This is a genomic window from Moraxella ovis (assembly GCF_900453105.1).
Classification (GTDB): Bacteria; Pseudomonadota; Gammaproteobacteria; order Pseudomonadales; family Moraxellaceae; genus Moraxella; species Moraxella ovis.
Window position 1 is genome coordinate 434,256 of the sequence record NZ_UGPW01000001.1, and the last position, 25,626, is coordinate 459,881.

The window sequence follows — 25,626 nt, forward strand, 5'->3', positions numbered from 1 at the left end:
GCATTAAATGCAAAACCTTTGGGATGTATATTCCATTGGTGGGGTTTATACAACTCAAGGAAATGAATATGGAAGATTTCATCAATACCGTAGTAGGTTGTATTTGGAGTGATGCTCTGGTATATCTGGCTTTGGCTGTAGGCATCTACTTCACCATCGCTACAAAAGGTGTGCAATTTCGCTATCTAAAAGAAATGATTCGTCTATTGTTTGATAAGAATAATTCAGATCAAGGTGTTACTTCATTTCAGGCGTTTTGTATGGCGTTATCTGGTCGTATTGGCGTGGGTAATATTGCTGGCGTAGCTACTGCGATTGCAGCTGGTGGTCCAGGGGCGGTTTTTTGGATGATTGTCATGGGACTGTTGGGCGGTGCCAGTGCTTTTATTGAATCTACTTTAGCACAAGTCTATAAAGAAAGCTCAGATAAGCAGTATCGTGGTGGCTCGCCTTATTATATTGAAAAAGGCTTAAAGATGAAGTCTTTTGCGATATTTGTCGCCGCTGTAGTTTGCCTATCGTACGGTGTACTTGTGCCAGGCGTGCAGGCAAACACCATCAGTGATTCATTCAAAACCGCTTTTGGATTATCGCCCATAGTGACAGGATTGATGGTCATTGTGCCTTTGGCTTTTATCATTTTTGGTGGCATTAAGCGTATTGCTAGATTTGCCGACAAAGTCATTCCTTTTATGGCAATCTTCTACATTCTTATGATGTTGGTGATTTTAACCTTTAATGCCGTTGCCATTCCTAGTATGATTGCTTTGATTGTAAAAAGTGCGTTTGGTATGGATGCTGTGTTTGGTGGCATCGTTGGTATGGCAATTTCTTGGGGTGTTCGCCGTGCAGTCTTCTCTAATGTTGCTGGTGCAGGCGAGGCGACATTCAGTTCTGCTGCTGCAGAAGTTTCACATCCTGCCAAGCAGGGTCTCGTACAGGGATTTTCTGTCTATGTGGACACAGTGCTTGTATGCACCGCTACAGCATTGATGATTTTGTCAACAGGCATGTATAATGTTCAAGGTCCAGATGGCACTATGTTGGTTGAAAATATGCCTGGTGTTGCCGCTGGTACAGCATTTACCCAAGCGGCGGTTTCAACTATTTTTGCTGACTTTGGACCAGCATTTGTTGCATTGGCTATATTCTTGTTTGCCTGGACCTGCTTGCTTGCCTATTATTATATTGCCGAGACAGCCTTGGTATACTTGGATAATCAATTGCGTTATCCTTATTTAAAAACTGTACTTAAGGTCGCATTTTTGATAATCTGTTTCTTTGGTAGCGTGCAATCAGCGGGTATGATGTGGGCATTGGGCGATATTGGTTTTGGTGTTATGTGTTATTTAAATTTCATCGCCATCCTGCTGCTAAGCAGAGTAGCTTTCAAGGTTCTAAAAGACTATGATAATCAGATGAAGCAAGGCTTAGATCCAGTATTTGATCCCAGAAAGGTGGGTATTGAAAATGCAGATTTTTGGGTGGAGTATAGCGATAAACACCGCTGATGAATACCTAAGATATGTATCATTGAATGGGGTGTTATTAAAAACAGCACAATAGATACCTTCTCGCTATAATCCCCACCCTATTCTTTAATGGATATTTTCCTGTTTGCAGAAAAGGGAATATCAAGTGGAGGGTGGGTTGATATAATGCAAGAAACTCCCAATAAACTTCTGTATTTTGTGTTTGATTGGTCTTTGATAATAGTGCAAGGACTGTTTAACATGACTAAACAGTCCTTCTGATACCTTATCAAGTCGTTTTTGCATGGTGGTTCTGACTGATAGGTTGTGCCTCTTAGCAAGCTGTTTATAAGTTTATTTTCCTTGTGTGTATTCTTGCCAAATTTGATCATTGCTGATGTCAGCTCTCTCAACAAAATACCAAAAAACATTCCTACGCCGTCTTTCTTGCTTACCTTGTTTTTGACCATTTCTCTTGGTATTTGTAGAGTCATGGTTATGGCATGTTTTTTAATTTCCATAAAACCTATTTAAAACCATATGGCATCAGACTTTGAGTGGGACAGAGCAGGGATTTTGTCTATTGAGTCTGAGCATTCAACACCCAAATTGTGCCATTGCTAAGTAGTAGATAGGCTTGATTATCATTGGAGAGAATTTTGATGATAGGTGCTGGCAAGTTATCAGATAAAGATACAATATCGCCCTCGGCGGTCAAAATACTGATTTGACGATAGCCTTTATGGGGAGTGAGAGCAAAATTGTTACGACCTGCCACCAAATTGGTATCAAATTTACCAATCGCATGATTAGAGTAACCTTCGCCCAAGACTTCTTCATTCAGTTGATCGCCAGATTGTATGTATTTGACAAACCGTCCGACCAAATGGGGCATTTGTATGGCATAAAGATTATCACCAAACACAAAAGGTGACTGCCAGCGATTGTTTGATAAAGGTGTGCTTTGGGCAATGATTTGTAGTTGGTTATCTACATTGCCAATAACAACCGTGCTTGCTCCATGCCCACCACCTGCAATGGTTGTTACCAAATGATTGCCCTTGCTGTGAGGTAAAATCTCAAAGGTATTTGCCTCAAAAACCAAGCCTCTAACCGTTAAGGGCTTGCTAAGCGGTGTAAGACTATGCCGTTCTAAAAATTGCACCTGCCTTGCCTCAATATCATCGCCTAGTGCGCCATGCCGATAAGTTCTGCTGTCTGGGTGGGATAGGACGGCAATGTGTCCGTTGGTATTATCGCCTGTAAAATTGATTTGTACAGGGCGAGCGTCTGGCATGACAGAACCAAAGCGAGCAACTGCTTGTACACGATTTCCTACCACTTCAAGGCGAACAAGGCTTGCCGTACCGTCATCATGAGCCTCCACAGCAATGGTTGCCAAAGGTAGCATGAGCATGGCGGAGTGGGGCGATAGGCGAATGGATGAGTGGTAACGCTGTCCATTTTGGATTAGGTTAAAGTAACCATCTTTGTCGGCAAAAGCCACTTTATCAAACTTTGCCACAGCGGAGACGCTTGATGATACGCCCTTAGCGAGTTTGATTGGTTTGTCTGGGTGTGGCACTTGCCAAAGCTCGGCTTTGTCATTGATGATGAGTGGACTGGTGTCATCAACAAGGGTGATTTGTTTGGCAACTCCCACTTCAGATAAATCAAGCTCGCTGAACGCATAAAACCGCTCACGCATGGACTGACTGGTTGAGCTTGTGTGTTCGGTGCTGGGTTTGGCACAGGCGGATAAGTTTGCCCCAAGTAGGGTAAGACTTAAGGTTAGGGCGAGTTTGCGAAAATGATTCATTTTACTGCACATCCAAAGTTTTAATGAGTCTTCCTGTATGGTCGTAGCGTTCAGCTTTGGTGATTTTGCCGTATTGATAAAGTATTTGGCTCATTGTTGTGCCTGTTTCATGATGAATACTCCAATGACTTTTACGGTTAGGTTGAGTGGTTTAGGATTTTTTCTTTTTACCTTTACTGGTTTTGGTTTTTTTGGGTGTTTTGTCCGTCTTTTCTACCAACGCAAAATCCACTTGCAATAAATCCATATTCACGCCAGCAACCTTAATCAAAAGCTGTTCGCCAAGTTTAAAGATTGAGCCTTTCTCGCCAATCAAGGCTTGTTCACGCTCGTTGTACTCATAGTACTCGGCAGATAGGTTTGAGATGTGAATCAATCCGTCAATGAACAAGTCATTTAGCGTAACAAACAAACCAAAACTCGTTACGGTGGTAATCGTCCCCACAAACTCATCGCCCAAATGCCTTTGCATATAGTGGCATTTCAGCCAGGCTTCCACATGACGGCTTGCTTCTTCGGCACGGCGTTCGGTGGTGGAGGTCTGCTCGCCTGCCTCGTCTAAGGTTTTATAAATGGCAGGCTTGGGCTTGTTGCCTGTAACTTTATCCTTAATGGCTCGGTGGAGCATGAGGTCGGGATAACGGCGAATAGGACTGGTAAAATGACTATACTCATCATACGCCAAGCCAAAATGCCCGATGTTGTCAGGGCTATAGTTCGCTTGCATCATGGAGCGAAGGAGCATGGAATGAATGCTTTGGGTATCTGCTCGCCCTTCGGTTGCCTTGATGATACGCTGATAATCAGCATGGGTGGGCGACTCAGTCGGAAAAGACAGCCCAAACGATTTGACGTATTCGGACAGTTTGGCGGACTTTTCATCGCTGGGTTTGTCGTGGTTACGATAAAGGGCAGGCAACTCATGCTTTAAGGCAAAATTTGCCCCACAGGTATTGGCAAGGAGCATCATCTCTTCGATGAGTTTATGAGCGTCGCCACGAGTGTGTTTTTTGATGTCTTTGATGTCGCCATCTTCGCCAAAGACGATGTAACTCTCCGCCGTCTCAAATGCCATCGCTCCTCGTTCCTCACGCTTTTTATCAAGAATCTGATAAAGCTGATACAAGGTATCTACCGATTTGCACACGTCAGGATTTTTGACCAAATCATCGGGCAGGGTTTCGTTGGTGGGGTCGTCAAAATAGGCGTTTACTTGATTATACGTCAAGCGAGCCTGTGAGTGCATGACCGCAGGGTAGAACTCATAGCCTGTAACCTTGCCCACACGAGACAGCCTGATGTCGGCAACCATGCAGAGGCGATCCACTTTGGGGTTTAGCGAGCAAAGCCCATTGGACAGCACTTCTGGGAGCATGGGGATGACACGGTGGGGAAAATACACGCTCGTGCCACGCTCATAAGCGTCCATGTCAAGCGGAGATTGGGGTGTTACATAGTGGCTCACGTCCGCAATGGCAACCACGACACGGTAATTACCGCCCGAGCGTTTGCAGGCATAGACCGCATCGTCAAAATCTCGGGCATCTTCGCCGTCTATTGTGATAAGTGGCAAATCTCGCAAATCCACCCGCCCTTTCATGTCCTTATCAGTCGGCTCGGTATAGGCATTGGCTTGCTCTATGGTGGCACCGCTAAACTCATGCGGTATGGCGTGGTTTAGCAGGGTCGTTTCAATGATAAGTTCACGGTCATTAAGATTGGTCAAAAGCTCGCTAATCTTGCCTGTGGCGTACTCTTGATAAGTCGGCATATCAATGATAGCAACTTTCACGCTGTCGCCCAAGCTCGCCCCATGATGAGCCACGTCATCATCGGTCAGCGTAATGGGCTGATGAGTATTCGCTCCTGATAATTGGACAAAATAGCCGTCATCGTCCCTATCAAGCACGCCCACAAACTCGGTACTGGCACGGTGTAGCACGGTTTGGATGCGGGCTTCGGGCTTGCCACGAAACTCGGTGGCAACCGCTTCTACCGTGTCGCCGTCAAAGACCACACGCATCTGCTTTTCATGAATAAATAGGTCGGGCATATCGTCAAGCACGACAAAGCCAAAGCCTTTGGCACTTGCCGACACCTTGCCTGTTACGGTGGTGGGTAGGGGGGCAATGCTAAAATGAATGCCGTCCGTGCGTTCTAGTTGGTTGTCTCTTAGCATGGCTTTTAGGCGGTTGTTTAGGGCAAAAAATTGCTCATCATCGCCTAAAATCTCAAAATGCAGTCCCAAACTCTCCGCTGTAGCAGGTTTGCCGTCATTGTTCATTTGGGCGACAGTTTGTAGGATAAGTAGGCGGGAGGGAATGGGGTTTTGGTATTTATTGGCTTCATCGGTGGCGTTGGGGTCGTTCCACGTTGGTGTTTTTTTCTTCGACATAAGTATTCTCTATATTCTCTTCAAAATTATATAAACTATCATTCAATCTAGGTTATCATATCACATTTGTTGATGATTTTTGGGTGAAATTTTATGAATGTTTCGTTAATAGAAGGTGGCTTGGTTACCAAAGATTATTTGGAGAAACTGGCGCGTCTAGAGTCCGAATTATTCGATGATGCTTGGGATGTGCTGGCGATTTCTTCGGTGTTATCTGGATTTGGTGCTGGAGTGATTGTGGTCGAATCTGATCAAGAGGTTCTAGGCTATTGTATCTATCAGGCGGTATTTGAAGTCGCGGAGATCTTACGCATTGCTGCAGCTAAGCATTGTCAAAAAAACGGCATTGGAAGTTTAGTTTTAAATCATCTTGCCAGTCATTGTATCGAAAAACAAGCAGAGAGAATTTTGCTTGAGGTACGAGCGGATAATCTTGCAGCGATTGCGTTATATAAAAAATTCGATTTTCATCAAATTGACACAAGAGCCAGCTACTATCAGGACAAAAAAACGCACCAAAAAATTGATGCGTTAATTTTCCAGAAATTGCTTTAGGGCTTGATTAACAGCCATCATCAACAATAAGTATGGTGGTTTTGCCAACTTTTTCAAATCGTGCTATGTGGCGTGGATCGCCGCAGATATCTTCTTACACATCTAAACTTAACCTTCTTAACTAGGGAGTTATGCTGAGAGAGGGTCATGGGCGCAAACGTAGCATAAAAGAAGTGCCGTCGCAATCATGGCAGTATAGATCGTAGTTTAGACTTTGTAGAGGATAGCCGTATAGGGTGGCATTCTTTAATGGAACGATGCCTTTTAACATCACATCTTCACTTTCTCTGCCCTTGATAAACTTCGCAGGCATTATGTTTTTTCGATAGGGTTTTGGGATAGAAGTGTAGGTGCCTTGTCTGGCCTCTTTGGTTGGAGGATTGGGTTTGGGAGTGTCTTCAAAGATGCTTTGTCTTATTGTTCATGTTATGTCATTATCATTGTCGTTTTTACCGACCTGCAAATGCTCAAAGACAGGCGTCCAGTCAGCAGCTTGGGATGATGTGGCGGCAGCCAAAGCTACCAATGAAAGATATTTTTTCATGATGATCCTCATTTTTCATCAAATAAAAAAGTAGCTCATACAGATGAGCTACTTTAGATAAATTATTTTTTCTTGGCTGGGCCTAGTAACATGCCCATTTGACGACCTTCGACTTTTGGCGCTTGTTCAACACTGGCGATCTCTTCAGTGTCCTGAATGATGCGCTCAAGCTGTGCTTTACCGATCTCTTGGTGTGCCATCTCACGTCCGCGGAAACGGATAGAAACTTTAACTTTATCCTTGTCTCCCAAGAACTCAACGATTTTGCGAAGTTTAACTTGATAGTCAGCTTCTTCTGTACCAGGACGAAGTTTAATTTCTTTAACTTGCGTCTGTTTTTGGTTCTTCTTGGCTTCTTTTGCTTTTTGTTTTTGGTCGTACAAGTAGCGCTTGTAGTCCATGATTTTACAAACAGGAGGTTTGGCATCAGCAACGATTTCTACCAAATCAAGATTAGCGTCACCGGCAGCTTGTAAGGCATCTGCCAAACTAACTACACCAAGTTGTTCGCCGTCTTCTTTGACCAGACGGACTTCTTTAGCGCGAATCTCTTCATTCACATTTAAGCGGTTGGACGGTTTAATGGGTTATACTCCAAATAAAAGATAATTTTGTATTCTACTTAAAAAGTGTGTGGATTTCAAGGGGTGTGTTAATAAAACCCATTCGGTTTCTTGAATGGTTTTTTAGATTACTCAGCCTTAGCTTCAACTCTGCCTCTCAAGGCAATCGCGCCTTCAAGGTGTTTGATGAAGTCTGTCACGCTCATGCTACCTAGGTTCTCGCCTTCGCGGGTACGCACATTAACCGTGTCAGTTTCAACTTCTTTGTCGCCAAGCACCAGCATGAATGGAATGCGTTCTAGAGTGCGTTCACGAATCTTAAAGCCGATTTTCTCGTTACGAAGGTCGCTTACGGCACGGAATCCTGCCGCTTTAAGCTCATCTACGACGCTTTCACAGGCTTCAGCTTGTTTGTCGGTGATGTTCATCACGACTGCCTGAGTAGGTGCAAGCCATGCTGGGAACCAACCTGCATAATGCTCGATCAAGATACCAATGAAACGCTCGAACGAACCTAGGATGGCGCGGTGCAACATGACAGGGCGTTCACGCTCGCCTTGTTCATTGATGAACTCGGCATCTAGGCGTTCAGGCAAGTTAAAGTCAAGCTGTAGCGTGCCACATTGCCATTCGCGATTTAGGCAGTCTTTTAGGGTGAATTCGATTTTTGGGCCATAGAAAGCGCCTTCGCCTTCTTGTAATTCCCATTCAAGTCCTGCAGCGTCTAACGCATCACCAAGGTCTTTTTCTGCCAGATCCCAAAGCTCGTCAGAACCGACGCGTTTCTCTGGACGAGTGGATAGTTTCATTAGGATATTGTCAAAGCCGAAGTCCTTATAGACGTTCAAAGTCATCTTGATGAAATCAAGAGCTTCGGTGCGAATTTGGGCATTGGTACAGAAGATGTGCGCATCGTCTTGGGTGAAGCCGCGCACACGCATGATGCCATGCAATGCACCAGATGGTTCATTGCGGTGGCATGAGCCAAACTCGGCAAGGCGTAGAGGTAGATCACGATAAGATTTCAAACCTTGATTAAATACCTGTACGTGACATGGGCAATTCATCGGCTTGATGGCGTAATCACGGTTCTCTGATGCAGTGGTGAACATGTTTTCTGCATAGTTTTCCCAGTGGCCAGACTTCTCCCATAGGCTTCTGTCCACGACTTGTGGGGTTTTGATTTCAAGATAGCCGTGGTCTTGCTGAACTTTACGCATGTACTGCTCAAGCACTTGCCAAATGGTCCAGCCGTTCGGGTGCCAAAACACCATGCCGGGTGCCTGTTCTTGTAGATGGAACAGACCCAGCTGCTTACCGATTTTACGGTGATCGCGTTTTTCGGCTTCTTCGATGCGTTCAATATAGGCTTTAAGTTCTTTTTTGTCCGCCCATGCGGTGCCATAGATGCGCTGTAATTGTTCATTCTTGGCATCGCCGCGCCAATACGCGCCACTCATCTTGGTAAGTTTGAATGCTTTTAGGAATCGAGTGTTTGGCACGTGTGGGCCGCGGCACATGTCGATGTATTCTTGATGATAGTACAGACCCATGTGTGTCTCATCGGGCATGTCTTCTACTAGGCGAAGCTTGTAGGTTTCATCGCGTTCAGAGAAGGTTTTGATGACTTCATCTCTTGGGGTTATTTTTTTGATGACATCATAATCTTGGTCGATGAGTGTCTTCATGCGCGCTTCGATGGCTTGCATGTCTTCAGGTGTAAAAGGGCGCTCACTGTAGATGTCATAATAAAAGCCATCTTCAATGACAGGGCCGATGACCATTTTTACTTCAGGATATAACTGCTTAACAGCGTGACCTAGAAGGTGAGCGCATGAGTGGCGAATGATTTCAATCCCTTCAGCATCTTTAGCGGTGATGATTTGTACGGTCGCGTCCGTCGTGATCGGATCGCTTGCGTCCACTAATTTGCCATTAACACGCCCTGCGATGGTGGCTTTGGCAAGCCCTGCACCGATGTTTTGAGCGATTTGCATGACAGTAGTTTCACCGTCAAACTCTCTGACGCTGCCGTCAGGTAGGGTAATTGCAACCATAAAATTTCCTAAATAATAGTCAGGCTAAAATAATAAAAACATTTTATTATATCAAAATTTATGCCCAACACCAAGATAACTGATATCGATTTAAAAAATTGTACTCAATCTTTATGTATTAAATGACCGCCAATCATTTACAATCGGTGTGCTTTTTTGTATGATGCGCAGTATAACAATGATAATTCAATGGGTATGATGTATTGATATAAAGTAACTTGACAGCGTTTATTATAATGAGTATCATTAACATTTGATAGTTGAGTGAGTTTTTCGGTTAATATTTTAAATCTTGTGCTCAGTTGCTATTATTAAACCATTATTGGTTATTGTATTCTTGAATTTATTTTAATTTTAATGGATGTGGTTATGAAACTTTTTAAAACTTTGGCAGCGTGCTTTGGGCTTTGCGCTGCTTTGATGGCGTGTGACAAGCCTTCTGATGAAGTGGTATCTGCGCAAACTTCAGCCGACAAAATGACGGTGGTAACGACCTTTACCATTATTGAAGACATTGCCCAAAATGTCGCAGGGGGCGCAGCAGACGTTCATTCGATTACCAAAGCAGGGGCGGAGATTCATGACTATGAGCCGACCCCAAAGGACATTGCCAAGGTCAAAGAAGCCGATTTGATTTTGTGGAATGGCATGAATTTGGAGCGTTGGTTTGAAAAATTCTATGCCGATGCCAAAGACACTCCTGCGGTGGTGGTAACGGACGGTATCACGCCCATACCTATCAAGGCAGGCTCATATAAGGATTTGCCAAATCCGCACGCTTGGATGTCTACGTCTAACGCCTTGATTTATGTGGAAAATATCAAAAACGCATTCATTGAGCACGACCCAAAAAACAAAGACGTGTATATCAAAAATGCCGAAGAATACGCCCAAAAAATCAAAGCCATGGACGAGCCACTTCGTGCCAAACTTGCTCAAATTCCTGAAAATGAGCGTTGGCTCGTTACTTCAGAAGGGGCATTTAGCTACCTTGCCAAAGATTATGGACTAAAAGAAGCCTATCTGTGGGACATTAACGCCGAGCAACAAGGCACGCCCCAACAGGTCAAGGCTCTGATTGACACGGTCAAAACCAACAAAATCCCTGTGGTATTCAGCGAAAGCACCATTTCGGACAAACCTGCCAAACAAGTCGCCAAAGAAGCAGGAGCGTATTATGGCGGTGTGCTGTATGTGGACAGTTTGAGCGAAAAAGACGGGGCGGTGCCAACGTATCTTGACTTGTTAAATGTAACGGCAAGTACGGTGGTTAAAGGGTTTGAAGACGCAAAAGCTCAAAAATAATTGACAAGGTGATTTGGCAAGATAAAATACGGTATCTTGCCAAATTTTTGATTTAAAAAATATGGGAATTTTAAACATTTCTGATTGTGTTTCAAAAAGTATACTACAAAGAAAACCGTTCGTGGTGAGCTATGCCTGCCCATAACGGTTTTCCTACCCGCAGGCAGGCTCAGGGCGAACAGAAAACCTGGTTCAGCATACTTTTTAGACTACTATCAAATTTCTATCTTTTTTAAATCAGTTTTTAGCAATTATGACACACATTCACGATTTAACCGCCAGCATCAGCGTTCAGGATTTGTCCGTGCGTTACGCCAACGGTCATCACGCTCTTTTTGACATGAATTTTGCCTTAACAGGTGGGACGACTTGTGCCTTGGTTGGGGTAAACGGCTCTGGCAAATCCACGCTGTTTAAGTCTATTATGGGACTGATTAAGCCCCAATCAGGGCAGATTTTGCTCTGTGGTTTGCCCATTAACACCGCTCTAAAACAAAACCTAGTCGCCTACGTTCCCCAAGCCGAAGAAGTGGACTGGCAATTTCCTGTGTCGGTCTATGATGTCGTGATGATGGGGCGGTACGGCTATATGAATTTTTTGCGACTGCCCAAGGCAGTCGACCGCCAAAAGGTAGCCGATGCCATGGCTCGGGTGGATATTTCTCATCTAAAAGACAGGCAAATCAGCGAACTGTCAGGCGGTCAAAAAAAGCGGGTGTTTTTGGCTCGTTCGCTCGCCCAAGAAAGCAAAATTATCCTGCTTGATGAGCCGTTTACAGGCGTTGATGTCAAAACCGAAAAGGCGATTATGGCTCTGCTTGACGATTTACGAAGCGAAGGGCATTTGATTTTAATCTCCACGCACAATCTGGGGACGATTCCAGAATTTTGCGACCAAGTGGTGATGATAAATCGCACCGTGCTGGCGAGTGGTACGACCAAAGAGACCTTTACCCAAGAGAATTTGGAGAAGGTGTTTGGCGGTGTGTTACGGCAAATTCGCTTGGCAGGCAAGGACTTGCACGATGACGATGACAGTCGTGCGGTTACAATTTTGGCGGACGATGAAGTGCCTGCGGTGTTTTATGGGGTGCATGACGGCACGCCCGAGCGTAGCCACTGTGATGAGACCGCACAGGCAAGCCGTGTGGGGCAGGTCAATATGAATCAAAAACGGGCAAAAAATGACGGCGTGCAACTGTACAACCCAAAAACCGACACCACAACGCCCAGTCCAAATAAGGACACGCCATGAGTGAGCTGTTTGCCCTGCTTGCCGAGCCGTTCGCTTATGAATATATGGTAAAAGCAATGGTGCTGTCGTCTGTGGTCGGTGGTGTGTGCGCGTTTTTGTCGGCATATTTGATGTTAAAGGGTTGGTCGCTTATTGGTGATGCCTTGTCCCATGCGGTTGTGCCGGGGGTAGCGATTGCGTATGCACTCGGCTTGCCTTATGCGATTGGGGCGTTTTTTTCGGGGATATTGGCATCTTTGGCGATTTTGTGGGTTAAATCTTTGACAAATCTAAAAGAAGATGCGGTAATCGGCTTTATTTTTACCACGTTTTTTGCGTTAGGGCTGTTTATCATCTCTATCAATCCCACGTCCGTCAATGTTCAAGAGATTATTTTTGGCAATATTTTGGGTATTAGCGATGGCGACATGATACAAGTGGGTGTTGTCATGGCGGTATCGCTTGGTTTTTTGCTGATTTTTTGGAAAGATTTACTGCTTGTCTTTTTTGATGAGATTCACGCCAAATCGGTGGGACTGTCACCAAAAGTGTATCAAGCACTGTTTTTTAGTCTGCTGTCTGCGTGCGTGGTGTCGGCACTACAAACGGTAGGGGCGATTTTGGTGATTGCGATGGTCATCACCCCTGGGGCAACGGCATATCAGCTGACCGATAGATTTCGTCCGCTTATCCTGATTGCAGGATTGTTGGGTGTAACCACAAGTGGGCTTGGCGTGTATTTAAGCTACTACCTAGACGGGGCGACAGGGGGCGTGATTGTGTCCTTGCAGACAGCATTGTTTGTGCTTGCGTTTTTGTTTTCGCCAAAGTTTGGGATAATCACACAAAGATTAAAAAGAAAGCATTTATCCGCCCAATTTGACAACCATAGATTTTAATATGCAACTTCTAAATTTTCTCACCGAACCGTTATCCCACACCTTTATGCAACACGCCCTATTGTCATCGGTCGTGGTTGGGGCGGTGTGTGCGGTGCTGTCGTGTTATGTGGTGTTAAAGGGTTGGTCGCTTATGGGCGATGCGATTAGCCATGCGGTGTTCCCGGGGGTGATTGTGGCGGTGTGGGCAGGGCTTCCGATGTCGCTTGGGGCGTTTGTGGCAGGGCTGTTTTGTGCCGTATCGGTGGGTTTTTTAAAAAATAACACCCGTATCAAGGAAGATACGCTCATGGGCATTGTCTTTGCAGGCATGTTTGCGGTGGGGCTTGTTATGTTTACCAAAATAGACACCGACCAGCATTTAAAGCATATTTTGTTTGGCAATCTGCTCGGTATTAGCCGTGAAATGCTTATCCAGACCATGATAATTTGTGGGGCGATTTTGGGGGCGGTGCTGTTAAAGGGCAAGGATTTATTGTTGTACTGCTTTGACCCAAGTCATGCCCGTGTGGCAGGACTGTCGCCCAAAGTTTTGCATTATGGGTTGCTTATCCTACTCTCTGCCACAATTGTGGTTGCCATGCAAGCCGTTGGCGTGATTTTGGTGGTGGCGATGCTCATCTCCCCTGGCATTACGGCATTTGTCTTGTGCCGGCGATTTCATACCATGCTGGCTGTGGCGGTGGTAAGTTCGTGTTTGACGAGTTTTTTGGGAGTGATTTTAAGTTTTCATTTGGATTCGGCAACGGGGGCGACGATTGTGCTTTTGCAAGCAATCACATTCATGGCAGCAGTTTTATTTGCCAAATTCAAACAGAGGCTTGGCAATACCAAAATGACCGCGACAGCTTAAAGCGATATTCAAAACCCTTTCTCCTTTAATCCATTCCAAGTATAATAATCAAAAAAACCAACCGAGAAAACAAATGCAGACTCCAACAGCTAAAAATTTCGCTTCAGATAACTATTCAGGCGTGCATCCTAAGATTATGGATGCTTTGAACCTGGCAAATGGCGGACATGTTCCTGCTTATGGCTATGATGAATTTACAGAAGAATTGCAGACTATTATCCGTGCGCATTTTGGCGATACAGCTTATGCTTATCCGATGTTTAATGGCACGGGTGCGAATGTGGTTGGGTTGCAGGCACTAAGCACTCGTTGGGGTGCGGTAATTTGTACCGAGTCGGCGCACATTCATCAAGACGAAAGCACTGCGCCGCAGGTTGTGGGTGGGCTTAAACTATTGGCGATGCCCACCGAAGATGGCAAGCTGATTCCCGATATGATCCTCTCTCAGCTTTATAATATCGGAAGCGAACATCGTGCTCAACCATCCGTTGTCTATATCAGTCAGACCACCGAATACGGCACTTGTTATAGCATAGATGAGATTCGCGCGATTTGTGAGACTGCGCATGCGCATAGCATGAAGGTATTTGTCGATGGCGCCAGATTATCCAATGCTGCCGCTTATCTAAATGCCACATTTAAAGAGATGATTCTTGAGACCGGTGTGGATATGGTGTCCTTTGGCGGTACGAAGAACGGCATGATGATGGGCGAGTGCTTGATTGCCTTTGACAAAGAGCTTGCCAGCTCACTGCGTTTTTTGCGTAAAGTGGGACTTCAAACCGCTTCAAAAATGCGCTTTATCTCCGCTCAATTCATAGCGCTATTATCAGATAATCTTTATCTTAATAATGCGCGGCAAGCCAATGCGATGGCAAAGCAGTTGGCGGATGAACTTATCACGCTGGGCATTCAACCGATTTATGACGTTCAGTCTAATGGTGTTTTTGTTAAATTACCTAAGAAAGCAGTTGATGCCGCCCGCCAAAAATACGCCTTTTATGATTGGGATACCGAAGGTACTGTGCGCTTAATGTGTAGCTTTGATACTAATGCTGACGATGTGACGGACTTGGTAGTATTGATTAAGTCCAATCTGAATTAATATAAATAAGACGCTATTATAAAAGGCAATCAATCAACGATTGCCTTTTTAAAATAAATCCCCTGCCAAATCAACCACTTATAAACTTTCTCCACTTTTCCTTAAATTACCCCTTGACTAATCTCATTTCTCCTCATATAATACCCACCACTCAAGCACAGCAAGTCATAAAAAACTTGTTTAAATTCAATAAGTTAAAAAATTTGAGACGAAAATTAACAAATCTCAAAAAAACTTTAAAAATTTTGAAAAAAAAGCTTGACACCAAGTAAAAACAGCGTATAATACGCACTCATTCGCTGGACGACAGACGAATACACTATTTAAAATCCAAACTAAAGAACAACTTGTGTGGATTTTTGTCAATACAAGATAATTCAATAAATAATATATAAATATTCATTTATTAGTTATTAAGACAAAAATACTCAAAGTTAATTCATTTACACGATGAGCTGATACTTTAATTAGTATCAAATTTTGCTAGTAATATAATAAATGAGCCAAGTCCTAACTTATCTTAGTTTACTAAGATACTTAATAGGCATCTTAAAAAGATTAAACTGAAGAGTTTGATCATGGCTCAGATTGAACGCTGGCGGCAGGCTTAACACATGCAAGTCGAACGATGAGTATCCAGCTTGCTGGATATGATTAGTGGCGAACGGGTGAGTAATGCTTAGGAATCTGCCTAGTAGTGGGGGATAACCATCCGAAAGGATGGCTAATACCGCATACGACCTACGGGTGAAAGGGGGCGTAAGCTCTCGCTATTAGATGAGCCTAAGTCGGATTAGCTGGTTGGTGGGGTAAAGGCCTACCAAGGCGACGATCTGTAGCTGGTCTGAGAGGATGATCAGCCACACTGGGACTGAGACACGGCCCAGACTCCTACGGGAGGCAGCAGTGGGGAATATTGGACAATGGGCGAAAGCCTGATCCAGCCATGCCGCGTGTGTGAAGAAGGCCTTTTGGTTGTAAAGCACTTTAAGTGGGGAGGAAAAGCTTGTGGTTAATACCCACAAGCCCTGACGTTACCCACAGAATAAGCACCGGCTAACTCTGTGCCAGCAGCCGCGGTAATACAGAGGGTGCGAGCGTTAATCGGAATTACTGGGCGTAAAGCGCGCGTAGGTGGTTGTTTAAGTCAGATGTGAAATCCCTGGGCTTAACCTAGGAACTGCATCTGATACTGGACAACTAGAGTAGGTGAGAGGGAAGTAGAATTCCAGGTGTAGCGGTGAAATGCGTAGAGATCTGGAGGAATACCGATGGCGAAGGCAGCTTCCTGGCATCATACTGACACTGAGGTGCGAAAGCGTGGGTAGCAAACAGGATTAGATACCCTGGTAGTCCACGCCGTAAACGATGTCTACCAGTCGTTGGGTCTTTTAAAGACTTAGTGACGCAGTTAACGCAATAAGTAGACCGCCTGGGGAGTACGGCCGCAAGGTTAAAACTCAAATGAATTGACGGGGGCCCGCACAAGCGGTGGAGCATGTGGTTTAATTCGATGCAACGCGAAGAACCTTACCTGGTCTTGACATATCTAGAATCCTGCAGAGATGCGGGAGTGCCTTCGGGAATTAGAATACAGGTGCTGCATGGCTGTCGTCAGCTCGTGTCGTGAGATGTTGGGTTAAGTCCCGCAACGAGCGCAACCCTTTTCCTTAGTTACCAGCGACTCGGTCGGGAACTCTAAGGATACTGCCAGTGACAAACTGGAGGAAGGCGGGGACGACGTCAAGTCATCATGGCCCTTACGACCAGGGCTACACACGTGCTACAATGGTTGGTACAAAGGGTTGCTACACAGCGATGTGATGCCAATCTCAAAAAGCCAATCGTAGTCCGGATTAGAGTCTGCAACTCGACTCTATGAAGTCGGAATCGCTAGTAATCGCAGATCAGAATGCTGCGGTGAATACGTTCCCGGGCCTTGTACACACCGCCCGTCACACCATGGGAGTTGATCTCACCAGAAGTGGGTAGCCTAACGCAAGAGGGCGCTCACCACGGTGGGGTCGATGACTGGGGTGAAGTCGTAACAAGGTAGCCGTAGGGGAACCTGCGGCTGGATCACCTCCTTAACGATATTATCTGATTGGCAAGAATTCACAACAAGTTGTTCTTTAGTAAGATGTTTAAAACGGGTCTATAGCTCAGTTGGTTAGAGCACCGTGTTGATAACGCGGGGGTCATAAGTTCAAGTCTTATTAGACCCACCATTAACAAATGGGGTTATAGCTCAGTTGGTAGAGCGCCTGCCTTGCACGCAGGAGGTCAGGAGTTCGACTCTCCTTAACTCCACCATTATTAAACATCAAAAGCATACATAAGCAATTTAAATAAGATTTCTTATTTATGCTTTAACTTTATAAACTGACGAAGTTTATATCACTATTTAACAACGTATATATGAGTCTGGGTTAATTATTTATTTCCAACAAAATAATTAACCAAAGTAAAGAGAACTGAATCAAGCGTAAACATAGGTAAATCGTTACACATTACCCTTATGACACCAAGACTACTTGGGGTTGTATGGTCAAGTAATGAAGTGCACATGGTGGATGCCTTGGCAGTCAGAGGCGATGAAAGACGTGATAGCCTGCGATAAGCGTCGGTGAGGTGGCAATATCCTGTGACCCGGCGATTTCTGAATGGGGAAACCCAGCCAACATAAGTTGGCTATCCTAACCTTTGGTTAGGAGGCAAACCGGGAGAAGTGAAACATCTCAGTACCCCGAGGAAAAGACATCAATAGAGATTCCCCAAGTAGCGGCGAGCGAACGGGGAGTAGCCGATCAAACTTGTAGTAGCAAAATGGCGTGGGAAAGCCAACCATAGTAGGTGATAGTCCTGTATGCGAAACTGCAAATGCGACACATTAAGTAGGGCGAGACACGTGAAATCTTGTCTGAAGATGGGGGGACCATCCTCCAAGGCTAAATACTCCTGACTGACCGATAGTGAACCAGTACCGTGAGGGAAAGGCGAAAAGAACCCCTGTTAGGGGAGTGAAATAGAACCTGAAACCGTGTGCATACAAGCAGTCGGAGCCCACTTGTTGGGTGACGGCGTACCTTTTGTATAATGGGTCAGCGACTTATATTCTGTAGCAAGGTTAACCGTTTAGGGGAGCCGTAGGGAAACCGAGTCTTAATAGGGCGTCTTAGTTGCAGGGTATAGACCCGAAACCGAGTGATCTATCCATGAGCAGGTTGAAAGTGCCGTAACAGGCACCGGAGGACCGAACCCACTGTCGTTGAAAAGCCAGGGGATGACTTGTGGATAGGGGTGAAAGGCTAATCAAACTCGGTGATAGCTGGTTCTCCCCGAAAGCTATTTAGGTAGCGCCTCGGACGAATACCATTGGGGGTAGAGCACTGTTTCGGCTAGGGGGTCATCCCGACTTACCAAACCGATGCAAACTCCGAATACCGATGAGTACTATCCGGGAGACAGACGGCGGGTGCTAACGTCCGTCGTCAAGAGGGAAACAACCCAGACCGCCAGCTAAGGCCCCAAATTCCTAGTTAAGTGGGAAACGATGTGGGAAGGCACAGACAGCTAGGATGTTGGCTTAGAAGCAGCCATCATTTAAAGAAAGCGTAATAGCTCACTAGTCGAGTCGACCTGCGCGGAAGATGTAACGGGGCTCAAACTAGGAGCCGAAGCTGCGGATTTAATTGTTTCAATTAAGTGGTAGGGGAGCGTTGTGTAAGCCTGTGAAGGTGTATCGTAAGGTATGCTGGAGGTATCACAAGAGCGAATGCTGACGTGAGTAACGACAAAACGGGTGAAAAGCCCGTTCGCCGAAAGACCAAGGGTTCCAGTCCAACGTTAATCGGGGCTGGGTGAGTCGACCCCTAAGGCGAGGCCGAAAGGCGTAGTCGATGGGAAATTGGTTAATATTCCAATACTTGTTTATGATGCGATGGAGGGACGGAGAAGGTTATGTCAGCCTGGCGTTGGTTGTCCAGGTGAAAGGATGTAGGTAGGCTTGGTAGGCAAATCCGCCAAGCTATTACTGAGATCTGATAGCAAGCCAGCTTGCTGGCGAAGTGGCAAATACCCTGCTTCCAGGAAAAGCTTCTAAGCGATAGTCATAAACAAATCGTACCCGAAACCGACACAGGTGGTCAGGTAGAGAATACTAAGGCGCTTGAGAGAACTCTGCTGAAGGAACTAGGCAAAATGGTACCGTAACTTCGGGAGAAGGTACGCTGCCGACGGTAATTAAACTTGCTTTATGAGCTGTTGGCAGTCGCAGATACCAGGCTGCTGCAACTGTTTATTAAAAACACAGCACTCTGCAAACACGAAAGTGGACGTATAGGGTGTGATGCCTGCCCGGTGCTGGAAGGTTAATTGATGGGGTTAGCGTATGCGAAGCTCTTGATCGAAGCCCCAGTAAACGGCGGCCGTAACTATAACGGTCCTAAGGTAGCGAAATTCCTTGTCGGGTAAGTTCCGACCTGCACGAATGGCATAATGATGGCAGCGCTGTCTCCAGCAGAGACTCAGTGAAATCGAAATCGCAGTGAAGATGCTGTGTACCCGCGGCTAGACGGAAAGACCCCGTGAACCTTTACTACAGCTTTACATTGAACTTTGACCTAACTTGTGTAGGATAGGTGGGAGGCTTTGAAGTGTGAACGCCAGTTTGCATGGAGCCATCCTTGAAATACCACCCTGGTTATGTTGGGGTTCTAACTTAGATACAACAATATCAAGGACAATGTATGGTGGGTAGTTTGACTGGGGCGGTCTCCTCCTAAAGAGTAACGGAGGAGTACGAAGGTGCGCTCAGAACGGTCGGAAATCGTTCAAAGAGTATAAAGGCAAAAGCGCGCTTAACTGCGAGACCCACAAGTCGAGCAGGTACGAAAGTAGGTCTTAGTGATCCGGTGGTTCTGTATGGAAGGGCCATCGCTCAACGGATAAAAGGTACTCTGGGGATAACAGGCTGATACCGCCCAAGAGTTCATATCGACGGCGGTGTTTGGCACCTCGATGTCGGCTCATCTCATCCTGGGGCTGAAGCAGGTCCCAAGGGTATGGCTGTTCGCCATTTAAAGAGGTACGCGAGCTGGGTTTAGAACGTCGTGAGACAGTTCGGTCCCTATCTACCGTGGGCGTTGGAAATTTGAGAGGATCTGCTCCTAGTACGAGAGGACCAGAGTGGACGAACCTCTGGTGTTCCGGTTGTTTCGCCAGAAGCATTGCCGGGTAGCTATGTTCGGATGGGATAACCGCTGAAAGCATCTAAGCGGGAAGCCCACCTCAAGATAAGATTTCCCCAAAGAGCCGTTGTAGACGACGACGTTGATAGGTTGGGTGTGGAAGCATGGTGACATGTGTAGCTAACCAATACTAATTGCTCGTTTGGCTTGACCATACAACACCCAAGTGGTTTAGTATGAGATAAGTGTAAAGATTTTACCTAACAAGCTTGAATCAATCTTGAATAACTTAACTTAAAAAGTTAAAACTTTAAAAATTAAAATTTAAAGTAAAAAATAAAACAACAGACTCATAAATAGCGTTGTTATCCTTTTACGCTGACGACAATAGCAAGATGGAACCACCTGATCCCTTCCCGAACTCAGAAGTGAAACGTCTTAGCGCCGATGGTAGTGTGGTTCGCCCATGTGAGAGTAGGTCATCGTCAGCATCTTATTTGAGCCCCCTTGCAGGAATGTGAGGGGGTTTTAGGTATTGCGATATTATGATAAAAGCAGAATCTGGATTTACGTTCATTCAATTAATCATTGTCCTATTGATTGTTTCTGTGTTACTATTTTTTGCTTACCCTATGATTCCTGCTCTGTTTGAGCGTCTGGAATCACATACAACAAGAAAACACCTTCATGAAGCAATTCGCTTGGCAAAGATAGAGAGTTATTCAAGAGGTAAGGATGTTATCATTTGTGCTATGAATAGCGAGAATGAATGCAGTAGGAGTGCCCAAGAAAGATTTGTTGTGTTTGTAGATAATGATAGAGACAATAGATTGGGCGCCAAAGATTATATAATTAGCAGCGAATCTTTGTATTTAAAACATGGTATAATTAAAATGAATGCCTCATTATCACGCAATTATATGAAATTTATGGGTGATACGGGTAAGCCACGTGGGAATTATGGTAATATCAAATATTGTACCTTATCCAAGAATAACAACAATAATTTTCAAATTGTCATCAATACACATGGCGTTGTGACTGAGAGACAAGGCCACTTATATCGTATAGAATGTTAGAAAGGGGATGGTATGGCGGTAGATTTTTCTCAGACTTTAATTGTGGCGATTTCGGCGACAGCCTTATTTGATTTGTCCGAAGCGGAAACCAAACTGATTGAATTAACAAAAAAGGACGAAGAGACGGCCGCCAAGAAATTCCGTGAATATATGCATTTGCGCGAGAATGAACCTTTAAATCAAGGAACAGGCTATCCGCTTATTAAGGCGCTTTTGAATTTAAATCGATATCAGGATGATAAGGAATACCATGATGAATCGCCCTTTGTTGAGGTGGTGATCGTTTCTAAATCTACGCCAGACATGGGTATACAGGTGCTTAATGCCATTCGCACACATGAGCTGGGCATCACTCGATCTGCTTTTATCTCTGGCGCTTCGGTGGCGGATTATATTAAGGATTTTGATGTTGACTTATTCTTAACGACCAATCGCGAAGACGCCCAGAAAGTGGCGGATGCGAACATTTGCGCTTGTGCGATTCTTGATGCGACTCCGATCGATACGTCAGAGCTTGATACTGAGCAGCTTCGCATCGCCTTTGATGGGGATGCTGTGTTATTTGATGAGGCGGGTGAGCTGGTGTTTAAGCAGCAAGGATTGCAGGCATTTCACCATCATGAGAATGAGATGGCTGACTTGCCGATGGAGAAAGGCCCTTATGCGGATTTTCTTATTAAGCTCTCTAAGCTACAAAATAAATTGCCCAATGAGACCGAAGATGCGGTGCATAATCCGATCCGTATTGCCTTGGTTACTGCCAGAAATGCACCTGCTGACATGCGAGCGATTAAGACGTTGCGTGAATGGGGTGTGAGTGTTGATGTGGCTTTTTTCTTGGGTGGTCTAAATAAGACGAAGGTACTGCAAACCTTTGCGCCGCATATCTTCTTTGATGACTCAATTAAGCACATTGACGCTGCGCGTAATGTTGTGCCGTCCGCACTGGTGCCATATCATTCGACTTCATTGTTGAATGATGCGCCGCAGCATTTGGATGAGCAGGTATTTAAACCCATTAAAAAACGCAAGAAATCATGAATAAATCAACATTGTTCAAACTGGCTCTCGCTGCAGCTTTATTGATACTGCCGAGACGCAGCAGTCCAAAAAAGCCGCAACATGACGATTAGACTTATTGATACGCACACGCATTTTGACGTGCCTGAGTATGATGAACATCGCATGTTGATGACCGAACGTGCTCATGAACAGGGCATTAGACATCTGGTGTTGATTGGTTTTTTGGCGAAATATTTTCATCAGATGGTCAAAGTCAAATCCCAAATGGTGGATTTTGCCAAGGGCAGCCACCAAGGCATTCAGGCTCATTTGGCGTTCGGACTTCATCCTTTGTACATCATGGAGCAGTCGGATTCTGATCTGATGTTGCTTGATGATTTCATTAGGAAGTACAGCGGTATCGCCATTGCTGAGATTGGTCTAGATACCTATCCAAAAACCTTGGCGCAGTCAGATATTTTTGAAAAGCAAAAGCAGTTTTTTATTGAGCAAATTCATCTTGCCAAACACCATGATTTGCCGATTTTATTGCATATTCGCAAAGCGCACGCTCAAGTCCTACAGATTTTAAAAGATCATAAATACCGCGCCAGCGTTCAGGGTGGTATCGCTCATAGTTTTAGTGGTGGCGAACAAGAGGCTTTGGCTTTTGTGAAGATGGGATTTAAGCTTGGTATCACGGGGCAAATTACCAACCCCAATGCCAAGAAATTACGCAATTCTGTGATGAGTGTGTTTAAGCGATATGGCGCTGAGGCATTCGTGATTGAGACGGACTGCCCCGACATGATGCCGGTGCCTTGCCAGCACTTGGGCACGTTCAATGAACCTGCTAATTTGGTGTATGTGCTTGATGAGTTGGCGACGATGTTTGATATGGATAAAGAGAATTTGGCTAGGCAGCTATGGCAGAACAGCAATGAGGCGCTGCACCAAAATTGGGTATATGAATGATGAATGACATGTTAACCGCTCGACGATTCACTGGTACGCGAACGCTTTATGGCGATGGATTTGAGAAATTTATCAATGCTCACGTTTATGTGATTGGTGTTGGCGGCGTGGGCTCTTGGGCGGCAGAAGGTCTGGCAAGAACAGGGGTGGGGCAGATTACGTTGGTCGATCTGGATGTATTGGTTGAGAGTAACATCAACCGCCAGCTGTCTGCCTTAGATGGTGCGCTTGGAGAGTCGAAGATTGAGGTAATGGCGGCACGACTTAGGCAAATCAATCCTAATCTTGAGCTGAATCTGGTTGATGATTTTTTGACCGTAGATAACGTTCAGCAGATTCTGCCCAATAAAGAAGAGGCGGTAGCCCTGGCTGCTCAAGATAAAAATGTAATCGTGTTAGACTGTGTCGATGACATGAATGCCAAGCTTGCTTTGGCGCTGCATTGCCGATTTAATAAAATTAAGCTCATCGTCTCTGGTGGGGCGGGTGGTAAAATTGACCCAACGCAAATCAAAGTTGCCGATCTCACAGACGTGACCCAAGATCCATTATTGGCAAAATTAAGAAACAAACTCAAAGAAAAAAATATCAGCCAATCAAAAGGCAAATTCGGTATCAAATGCGTCTATTCAACCGAACAATTAAAAATGGCAACAGCATGTGAAAACGGTCTGAATTGTGGTGGTTACGGCTCAGCAGTTGCAGTTACGTCTGTGGTGGGCATGGTGATGGTGTCAGAATGCCTAAGATTGATTGCTAAGCAATAGCACACCTATAAAAAATCCCCAATGAGGTATTGGGGATTTTTTATAGGTGTGCATCACATATTACACGCGTGATAGGTATTCGCCAGTACGAGTATCGACTTTTACGATTTCGTCTTGTTGTACGAATAGTGGTACACGCACCACCGCGCCAGTCTCTAGACGTGCAGGTTTGCCGCCACCACCAGAGGTGTCGCCACGCAGACCTGGATCGGTTTCTACGATTTGTAGCTCAACGAAGTTTGGCGGGGTAACGCTTAGCGGTGCGCCATTGAATAGAGTGATGGTGCAAAGTGCGTTTGAGTTCTCTTTTAGCCATTGTGCTGCATCGCCCATGGCGTTCTTGTCAGCTTGCATTTGCTCGAAAGTCTCAGGGTGCATGAAGTGCCAGAACTCACCATCGTTGTATAGATAGTTCATTTCGGTGTCTAGTACGTCAGCGCCTTCTAGGCTGTCGCCAGATTTGAAGGTTTGTTCTAGAACTTTACCTGTCTTTAGGTTGCGAAGTTTAACACGGTTAAAGGCTTGACCTTTACCAGGTTTAACGTATTCGTTCTCGATGATTGAGCATGGGTTGCCGTCAAGCATGACTTTTAGGCCAGCTTTAAAATCATTGGTAGAATAACTTGCCATGATGATTACCTTTAAAAAAGAAAAATAAATTTTGGCGAAAGTGCGATATAATACCCAGCATTTCGCAAATGTCGCTAAACAGCACATTATATATAGTTTTGTTGAATATTGTCAAAAGATAATGAATGATTTTTCAAAAATATCGACCATTGATGTTGATTCTGCTTACGGTGATTGGCAAAGTGAATTGGCTGACGGTGTTTCGGATGTGGCTGAATTGTGTGATTTGCTTGAAATAGAGTGTCCAGATGCACCTTATCAGCCTAAGGGTTTTGGACTAAGAGTGCCGCGAGCCTTTATTCAAAAGATGACAAAGGGTGATCCAAGTGATCCGCTGCTACTGCAGGTTCTGCCAGACATCAAAGAAACTGTGGCAAGCGCTGGCTATACTGCCGATCCTCTACAAGAGAATGAGCAAAACCCAATCAAGGGTCTGCTGCATAAATACAAAAACCGTGTGCTGATTACCACAACGGGGGCGTGTGCGGTGCATTGTCGTTATTGTTTCCGTCAGCATTTTGACTACCATGCGAACATGCCAAGCATTCAAGAGATCGCTAGTATTGCCGACTATGTGGCAAGCTGCCCGGATGTTGATGAGATGATCTTTAGTGGTGGCGATCCGCTGAATCTGAATCATAGACGTCTAACAGCTTGGTTCGGTGCCATAAACACCATCCCAAACGTCAAGACCATCCGCATTCATACACGTCTGCCTGTGGTGCTACCCAATCGTGTGGATGATGAACTGCTAAGCCTGCTAAAAGCTTCACCAAAAAACATCGTTATGGTGTTGCATATTAATCATGCCAATGAGATTGATGAATTTCTTAAGCAAAAATGCCGCGCACTCAGAGAGTCCGGCGTTGTCTTATTAAATCAGACGGTTCTGCTAAAGGGTGTGAATGATCACGCTCAGACGTTGATTGAGCTTAGTCATGCGTTATTTGATGCGGGGATTTTACCTTATTATTTACACGTGTTGGATAAAGTTCAGGGGGCGGCGCATTTTGATTTGCTGATTGAGCGTGCGATTGAGATTTATTGGCAGATGCTCGAGAGTCTGTCGGGTTATCTGGTGCCCAAACTGGTGCAAGAACTGCCCAATAGGCCGTATAAGACGCCGATTAATATCCATGCTTTGGATTAAACTTAAAAAAATACTTGCAAAATTTCAAAACTT

The 25,626-nt window shown here is 45.1% G+C and carries 19 protein-coding genes, 2 tRNA genes and 3 rRNA genes; 17 read left to right on the top strand and 7 right to left on the bottom strand.

The window, feature by feature from the left end:
- Positions 1 to 68: 68 nt before the first annotated feature.
- A complete protein-coding gene (locus DYD54_RS02230) occupies positions 69 to 1,511 on the top strand; it encodes an alanine/glycine:cation symporter family protein (protein ID WP_063513579.1) in 1,443 nt (480 codons plus the stop codon).
- A 541-nt stretch (positions 1,512 to 2,052) separates the two neighbouring features.
- On the opposite strand, the gene DYD54_RS02240 is transcribed toward DYD54_RS02230, so the two are convergent.
- Together DYD54_RS02240 and rnr are read right to left on the bottom strand one after the other, a co-directional pair.
- Entirely contained in the window at positions 2,053 to 3,291 is a 1,239-nt protein-coding gene (locus DYD54_RS02240) for a hypothetical protein (protein ID WP_063513581.1), read from the bottom strand.
- A gap of 151 nt (positions 3,292 to 3,442) precedes the next feature.
- Positions 3,443 to 5,686 carry a ribonuclease R gene (rnr, locus tag DYD54_RS02245; protein WP_063513582.1) on the bottom strand — a complete coding sequence of 748 codons (2,244 nt, stop codon included), beginning with the start codon at positions 5,684 to 5,686 and terminating at the stop codon, positions 3,443 to 3,445.
- 93 nt (positions 5,687 to 5,779) lie between these two features.
- Between rnr and rimI the strand changes: the two genes are divergently transcribed.
- Positions 5,780 to 6,241 carry a ribosomal protein S18-alanine N-acetyltransferase gene (gene rimI / locus DYD54_RS02250; protein WP_063513583.1) on the top strand — a complete coding sequence of 154 codons (462 nt, stop codon included), beginning with the start codon at positions 5,780 to 5,782 and terminating at the stop codon, positions 6,239 to 6,241.
- Between the two features lie 145 nt (positions 6,242 to 6,386).
- Here rimI and DYD54_RS11355 read toward each other — a convergent pair whose 3' ends face one another.
- The 4 genes from DYD54_RS11355 to thrS form a co-directional block, all read right to left on the bottom strand.
- Positions 6,387 to 6,554, bottom strand: coding sequence for a hypothetical protein (locus tag DYD54_RS11355; RefSeq protein WP_157079172.1), 168 nt, complete (start codon positions 6,552 to 6,554; stop codon positions 6,387 to 6,389).
- 108 nt (positions 6,555 to 6,662) lie between these two features.
- Positions 6,663 to 6,785, bottom strand: a complete 123-nt coding sequence (locus tag DYD54_RS11710; RefSeq protein ID WP_256594023.1) for a hypothetical protein — start codon at positions 6,783 to 6,785, stop codon at positions 6,663 to 6,665.
- A 62-nt stretch (positions 6,786 to 6,847) separates the two neighbouring features.
- Entirely contained in the window at positions 6,848 to 7,345 is a 498-nt protein-coding gene (infC, locus tag DYD54_RS02255) for a translation initiation factor IF-3 (protein WP_063513584.1), read from the bottom strand.
- 131 nt (positions 7,346 to 7,476) lie between these two features.
- On the bottom strand, positions 7,477 to 9,405 hold the full coding sequence (gene thrS, locus DYD54_RS02260) for a threonine--tRNA ligase (protein ID WP_063513585.1): 1,929 nt from the start codon (positions 9,403 to 9,405) through the stop codon (positions 7,477 to 7,479).
- Between the two features lie 369 nt (positions 9,406 to 9,774).
- Between thrS and DYD54_RS02265 the strand changes: the two genes are divergently transcribed.
- The 14 genes from DYD54_RS02265 to DYD54_RS02330 all read left to right on the top strand — a co-directional run bounded on the left by DYD54_RS02265 (position 9,775) and on the right by DYD54_RS02330 (position 23,813).
- Positions 9,775 to 10,710 (top strand): metal ABC transporter substrate-binding protein, encoded by a 936-nt coding sequence (locus DYD54_RS02265; RefSeq protein WP_084260563.1) that lies wholly within the window; start codon positions 9,775 to 9,777, stop codon positions 10,708 to 10,710.
- A gap of 253 nt (positions 10,711 to 10,963) precedes the next feature.
- On the top strand, positions 10,964 to 11,965 hold the full coding sequence (locus tag DYD54_RS02270; protein ID WP_084260564.1) for a metal ABC transporter ATP-binding protein: 1,002 nt from the start codon (positions 10,964 to 10,966) through the stop codon (positions 11,963 to 11,965).
- Positions 11,962 to 12,843 (top strand): metal ABC transporter permease, encoded by an 882-nt coding sequence (locus DYD54_RS02275; RefSeq protein ID WP_305887989.1) that lies wholly within the window; start codon positions 11,962 to 11,964, stop codon positions 12,841 to 12,843. The genes DYD54_RS02270 and DYD54_RS02275 overlap by 4 nt, the downstream gene beginning before the upstream one ends.
- A 1-nt stretch (position 12,844) precedes the next feature.
- Positions 12,845 to 13,696 (top strand): metal ABC transporter permease, encoded by an 852-nt coding sequence (locus DYD54_RS02280; RefSeq protein WP_228703580.1) that lies wholly within the window; start codon positions 12,845 to 12,847, stop codon positions 13,694 to 13,696.
- Positions 13,697 to 13,769: 73 nt separating this feature from the next.
- A complete protein-coding gene (locus tag DYD54_RS02285) occupies positions 13,770 to 14,801 on the top strand; it encodes a threonine aldolase family protein (protein WP_063513586.1) in 1,032 nt (343 codons plus the stop codon).
- A 560-nt stretch (positions 14,802 to 15,361) separates the two neighbouring features.
- Positions 15,362 to 16,891, top strand: a 16S ribosomal RNA gene (locus tag DYD54_RS02290).
- A 61-nt stretch (positions 16,892 to 16,952) separates the two neighbouring features.
- Positions 16,953 to 17,029, top strand: a tRNA-Ile gene (locus DYD54_RS02295).
- A 9-nt stretch (positions 17,030 to 17,038) separates the two neighbouring features.
- Positions 17,039 to 17,114, top strand: a tRNA-Ala gene (locus DYD54_RS02300).
- Positions 17,115 to 17,347: 233 nt separating this feature from the next.
- Positions 17,348 to 20,205, top strand: a 23S ribosomal RNA gene (locus DYD54_RS02305).
- 162 nt (positions 20,206 to 20,367) lie between these two features.
- Positions 20,368 to 20,481, top strand: a 5S ribosomal RNA gene (rrf, locus tag DYD54_RS02310).
- Together the 16S, 23S and 5S rRNA genes with 2 tRNA genes alongside form the textbook arrangement of a ribosomal RNA operon.
- A 54-nt stretch (positions 20,482 to 20,535) precedes the next feature.
- Positions 20,536 to 21,069: a pilus assembly FimT family protein gene (locus tag DYD54_RS02315; RefSeq protein ID WP_063513587.1), complete on the top strand. Its 534-nt coding sequence runs from the start codon at positions 20,536 to 20,538 to the stop codon at positions 21,067 to 21,069.
- A gap of 12 nt (positions 21,070 to 21,081) precedes the next feature.
- Positions 21,082 to 22,110 carry a 5'-nucleotidase gene (locus DYD54_RS02320; protein WP_063513588.1) on the top strand — a complete coding sequence of 343 codons (1,029 nt, stop codon included), beginning with the start codon at positions 21,082 to 21,084 and terminating at the stop codon, positions 22,108 to 22,110.
- 81 nt (positions 22,111 to 22,191) lie between these two features.
- Positions 22,192 to 23,046, top strand: coding sequence for a TatD family hydrolase (locus DYD54_RS02325; RefSeq protein WP_084260565.1), 855 nt, complete (start codon positions 22,192 to 22,194; stop codon positions 23,044 to 23,046).
- Positions 23,046 to 23,813 carry a tRNA threonylcarbamoyladenosine dehydratase gene (locus DYD54_RS02330; RefSeq protein WP_063514933.1) on the top strand — a complete coding sequence of 256 codons (768 nt, stop codon included), beginning with the start codon at positions 23,046 to 23,048 and terminating at the stop codon, positions 23,811 to 23,813. Before DYD54_RS02325 ends, DYD54_RS02330 begins: the two co-directional genes overlap by 1 nt.
- A gap of 60 nt (positions 23,814 to 23,873) precedes the next feature.
- On the opposite strand, the gene efp is transcribed toward DYD54_RS02330, so the two are convergent.
- A complete protein-coding gene (gene efp / locus DYD54_RS02335) occupies positions 23,874 to 24,443 on the bottom strand; it encodes an elongation factor P (RefSeq protein WP_036365360.1) in 570 nt (189 codons plus the stop codon).
- A 121-nt stretch (positions 24,444 to 24,564) separates the two neighbouring features.
- On the opposite strand from efp, the gene epmB reads away from it, so the two are divergent.
- Positions 24,565 to 25,593 (top strand): EF-P beta-lysylation protein EpmB, encoded by a 1,029-nt coding sequence (epmB, locus tag DYD54_RS02340; RefSeq protein WP_063513589.1) that lies wholly within the window; start codon positions 24,565 to 24,567, stop codon positions 25,591 to 25,593.
- Positions 25,594 to 25,626: the final 33 nt, after the last annotated feature.

What these genes read in the sequence shown, in the direction of transcription:
- DYD54_RS02320 (WP_063513588.1), top strand. Translation starts at nt 21,082, where the DNA reads ATGGCGGTAGATTTTTCTCAGACTTTAATTGTGGCGATTTCGGCGACA.
- rimI (WP_063513583.1), top strand. Translation starts at nt 5,780, where the DNA reads ATGAATGTTTCGTTAATAGAAGGTGGCTTGGTTACCAAAGATTATTTG.
- efp (WP_036365360.1), bottom strand. Translation starts at nt 24,443, where the DNA reads ATGGCAAGTTATTCTACCAATGATTTTAAAGCTGGCCTAAAAGTCATG.
- epmB (WP_063513589.1), top strand. Translation starts at nt 24,565, where the DNA reads ATGAATGATTTTTCAAAAATATCGACCATTGATGTTGATTCTGCTTAC.
- thrS (WP_063513585.1), bottom strand. Translation starts at nt 9,405, where the DNA reads ATGGTTGCAATTACCCTACCTGACGGCAGCGTCAGAGAGTTTGACGGT.
- DYD54_RS02270 (WP_084260564.1), top strand. Translation starts at nt 10,964, where the DNA reads ATGACACACATTCACGATTTAACCGCCAGCATCAGCGTTCAGGATTTG.
- DYD54_RS02280 (WP_228703580.1), top strand. Translation starts at nt 12,845, where the DNA reads ATGCAACTTCTAAATTTTCTCACCGAACCGTTATCCCACACCTTTATG.
- DYD54_RS02275 (WP_305887989.1), top strand. Translation starts at nt 11,962, where the DNA reads ATGAGTGAGCTGTTTGCCCTGCTTGCCGAGCCGTTCGCTTATGAATAT.
- DYD54_RS11710 (WP_256594023.1), bottom strand. Translation starts at nt 6,785, where the DNA reads ATGAAAAAATATCTTTCATTGGTAGCTTTGGCTGCCGCCACATCATCC.
- DYD54_RS02230 (WP_063513579.1), top strand. Translation starts at nt 69, where the DNA reads ATGGAAGATTTCATCAATACCGTAGTAGGTTGTATTTGGAGTGATGCT.
- DYD54_RS02315 (WP_063513587.1), top strand. Translation starts at nt 20,536, where the DNA reads ATGATAAAAGCAGAATCTGGATTTACGTTCATTCAATTAATCATTGTC.
- DYD54_RS02240 (WP_063513581.1), bottom strand. Translation starts at nt 3,291, where the DNA reads ATGAATCATTTTCGCAAACTCGCCCTAACCTTAAGTCTTACCCTACTT.
- DYD54_RS02285 (WP_063513586.1), top strand. Translation starts at nt 13,770, where the DNA reads ATGCAGACTCCAACAGCTAAAAATTTCGCTTCAGATAACTATTCAGGC.
- DYD54_RS11355 (WP_157079172.1), bottom strand. Translation starts at nt 6,554, where the DNA reads ATGCCTGCGAAGTTTATCAAGGGCAGAGAAAGTGAAGATGTGATGTTA.
- rnr (WP_063513582.1), bottom strand. Translation starts at nt 5,686, where the DNA reads ATGTCGAAGAAAAAAACACCAACGTGGAACGACCCCAACGCCACCGAT.
- DYD54_RS02265 (WP_084260563.1), top strand. Translation starts at nt 9,775, where the DNA reads ATGAAACTTTTTAAAACTTTGGCAGCGTGCTTTGGGCTTTGCGCTGCT.
- DYD54_RS02325 (WP_084260565.1), top strand. Translation starts at nt 22,192, where the DNA reads ATGACGATTAGACTTATTGATACGCACACGCATTTTGACGTGCCTGAG.
- DYD54_RS02330 (WP_063514933.1), top strand. Translation starts at nt 23,046, where the DNA reads ATGAATGACATGTTAACCGCTCGACGATTCACTGGTACGCGAACGCTT.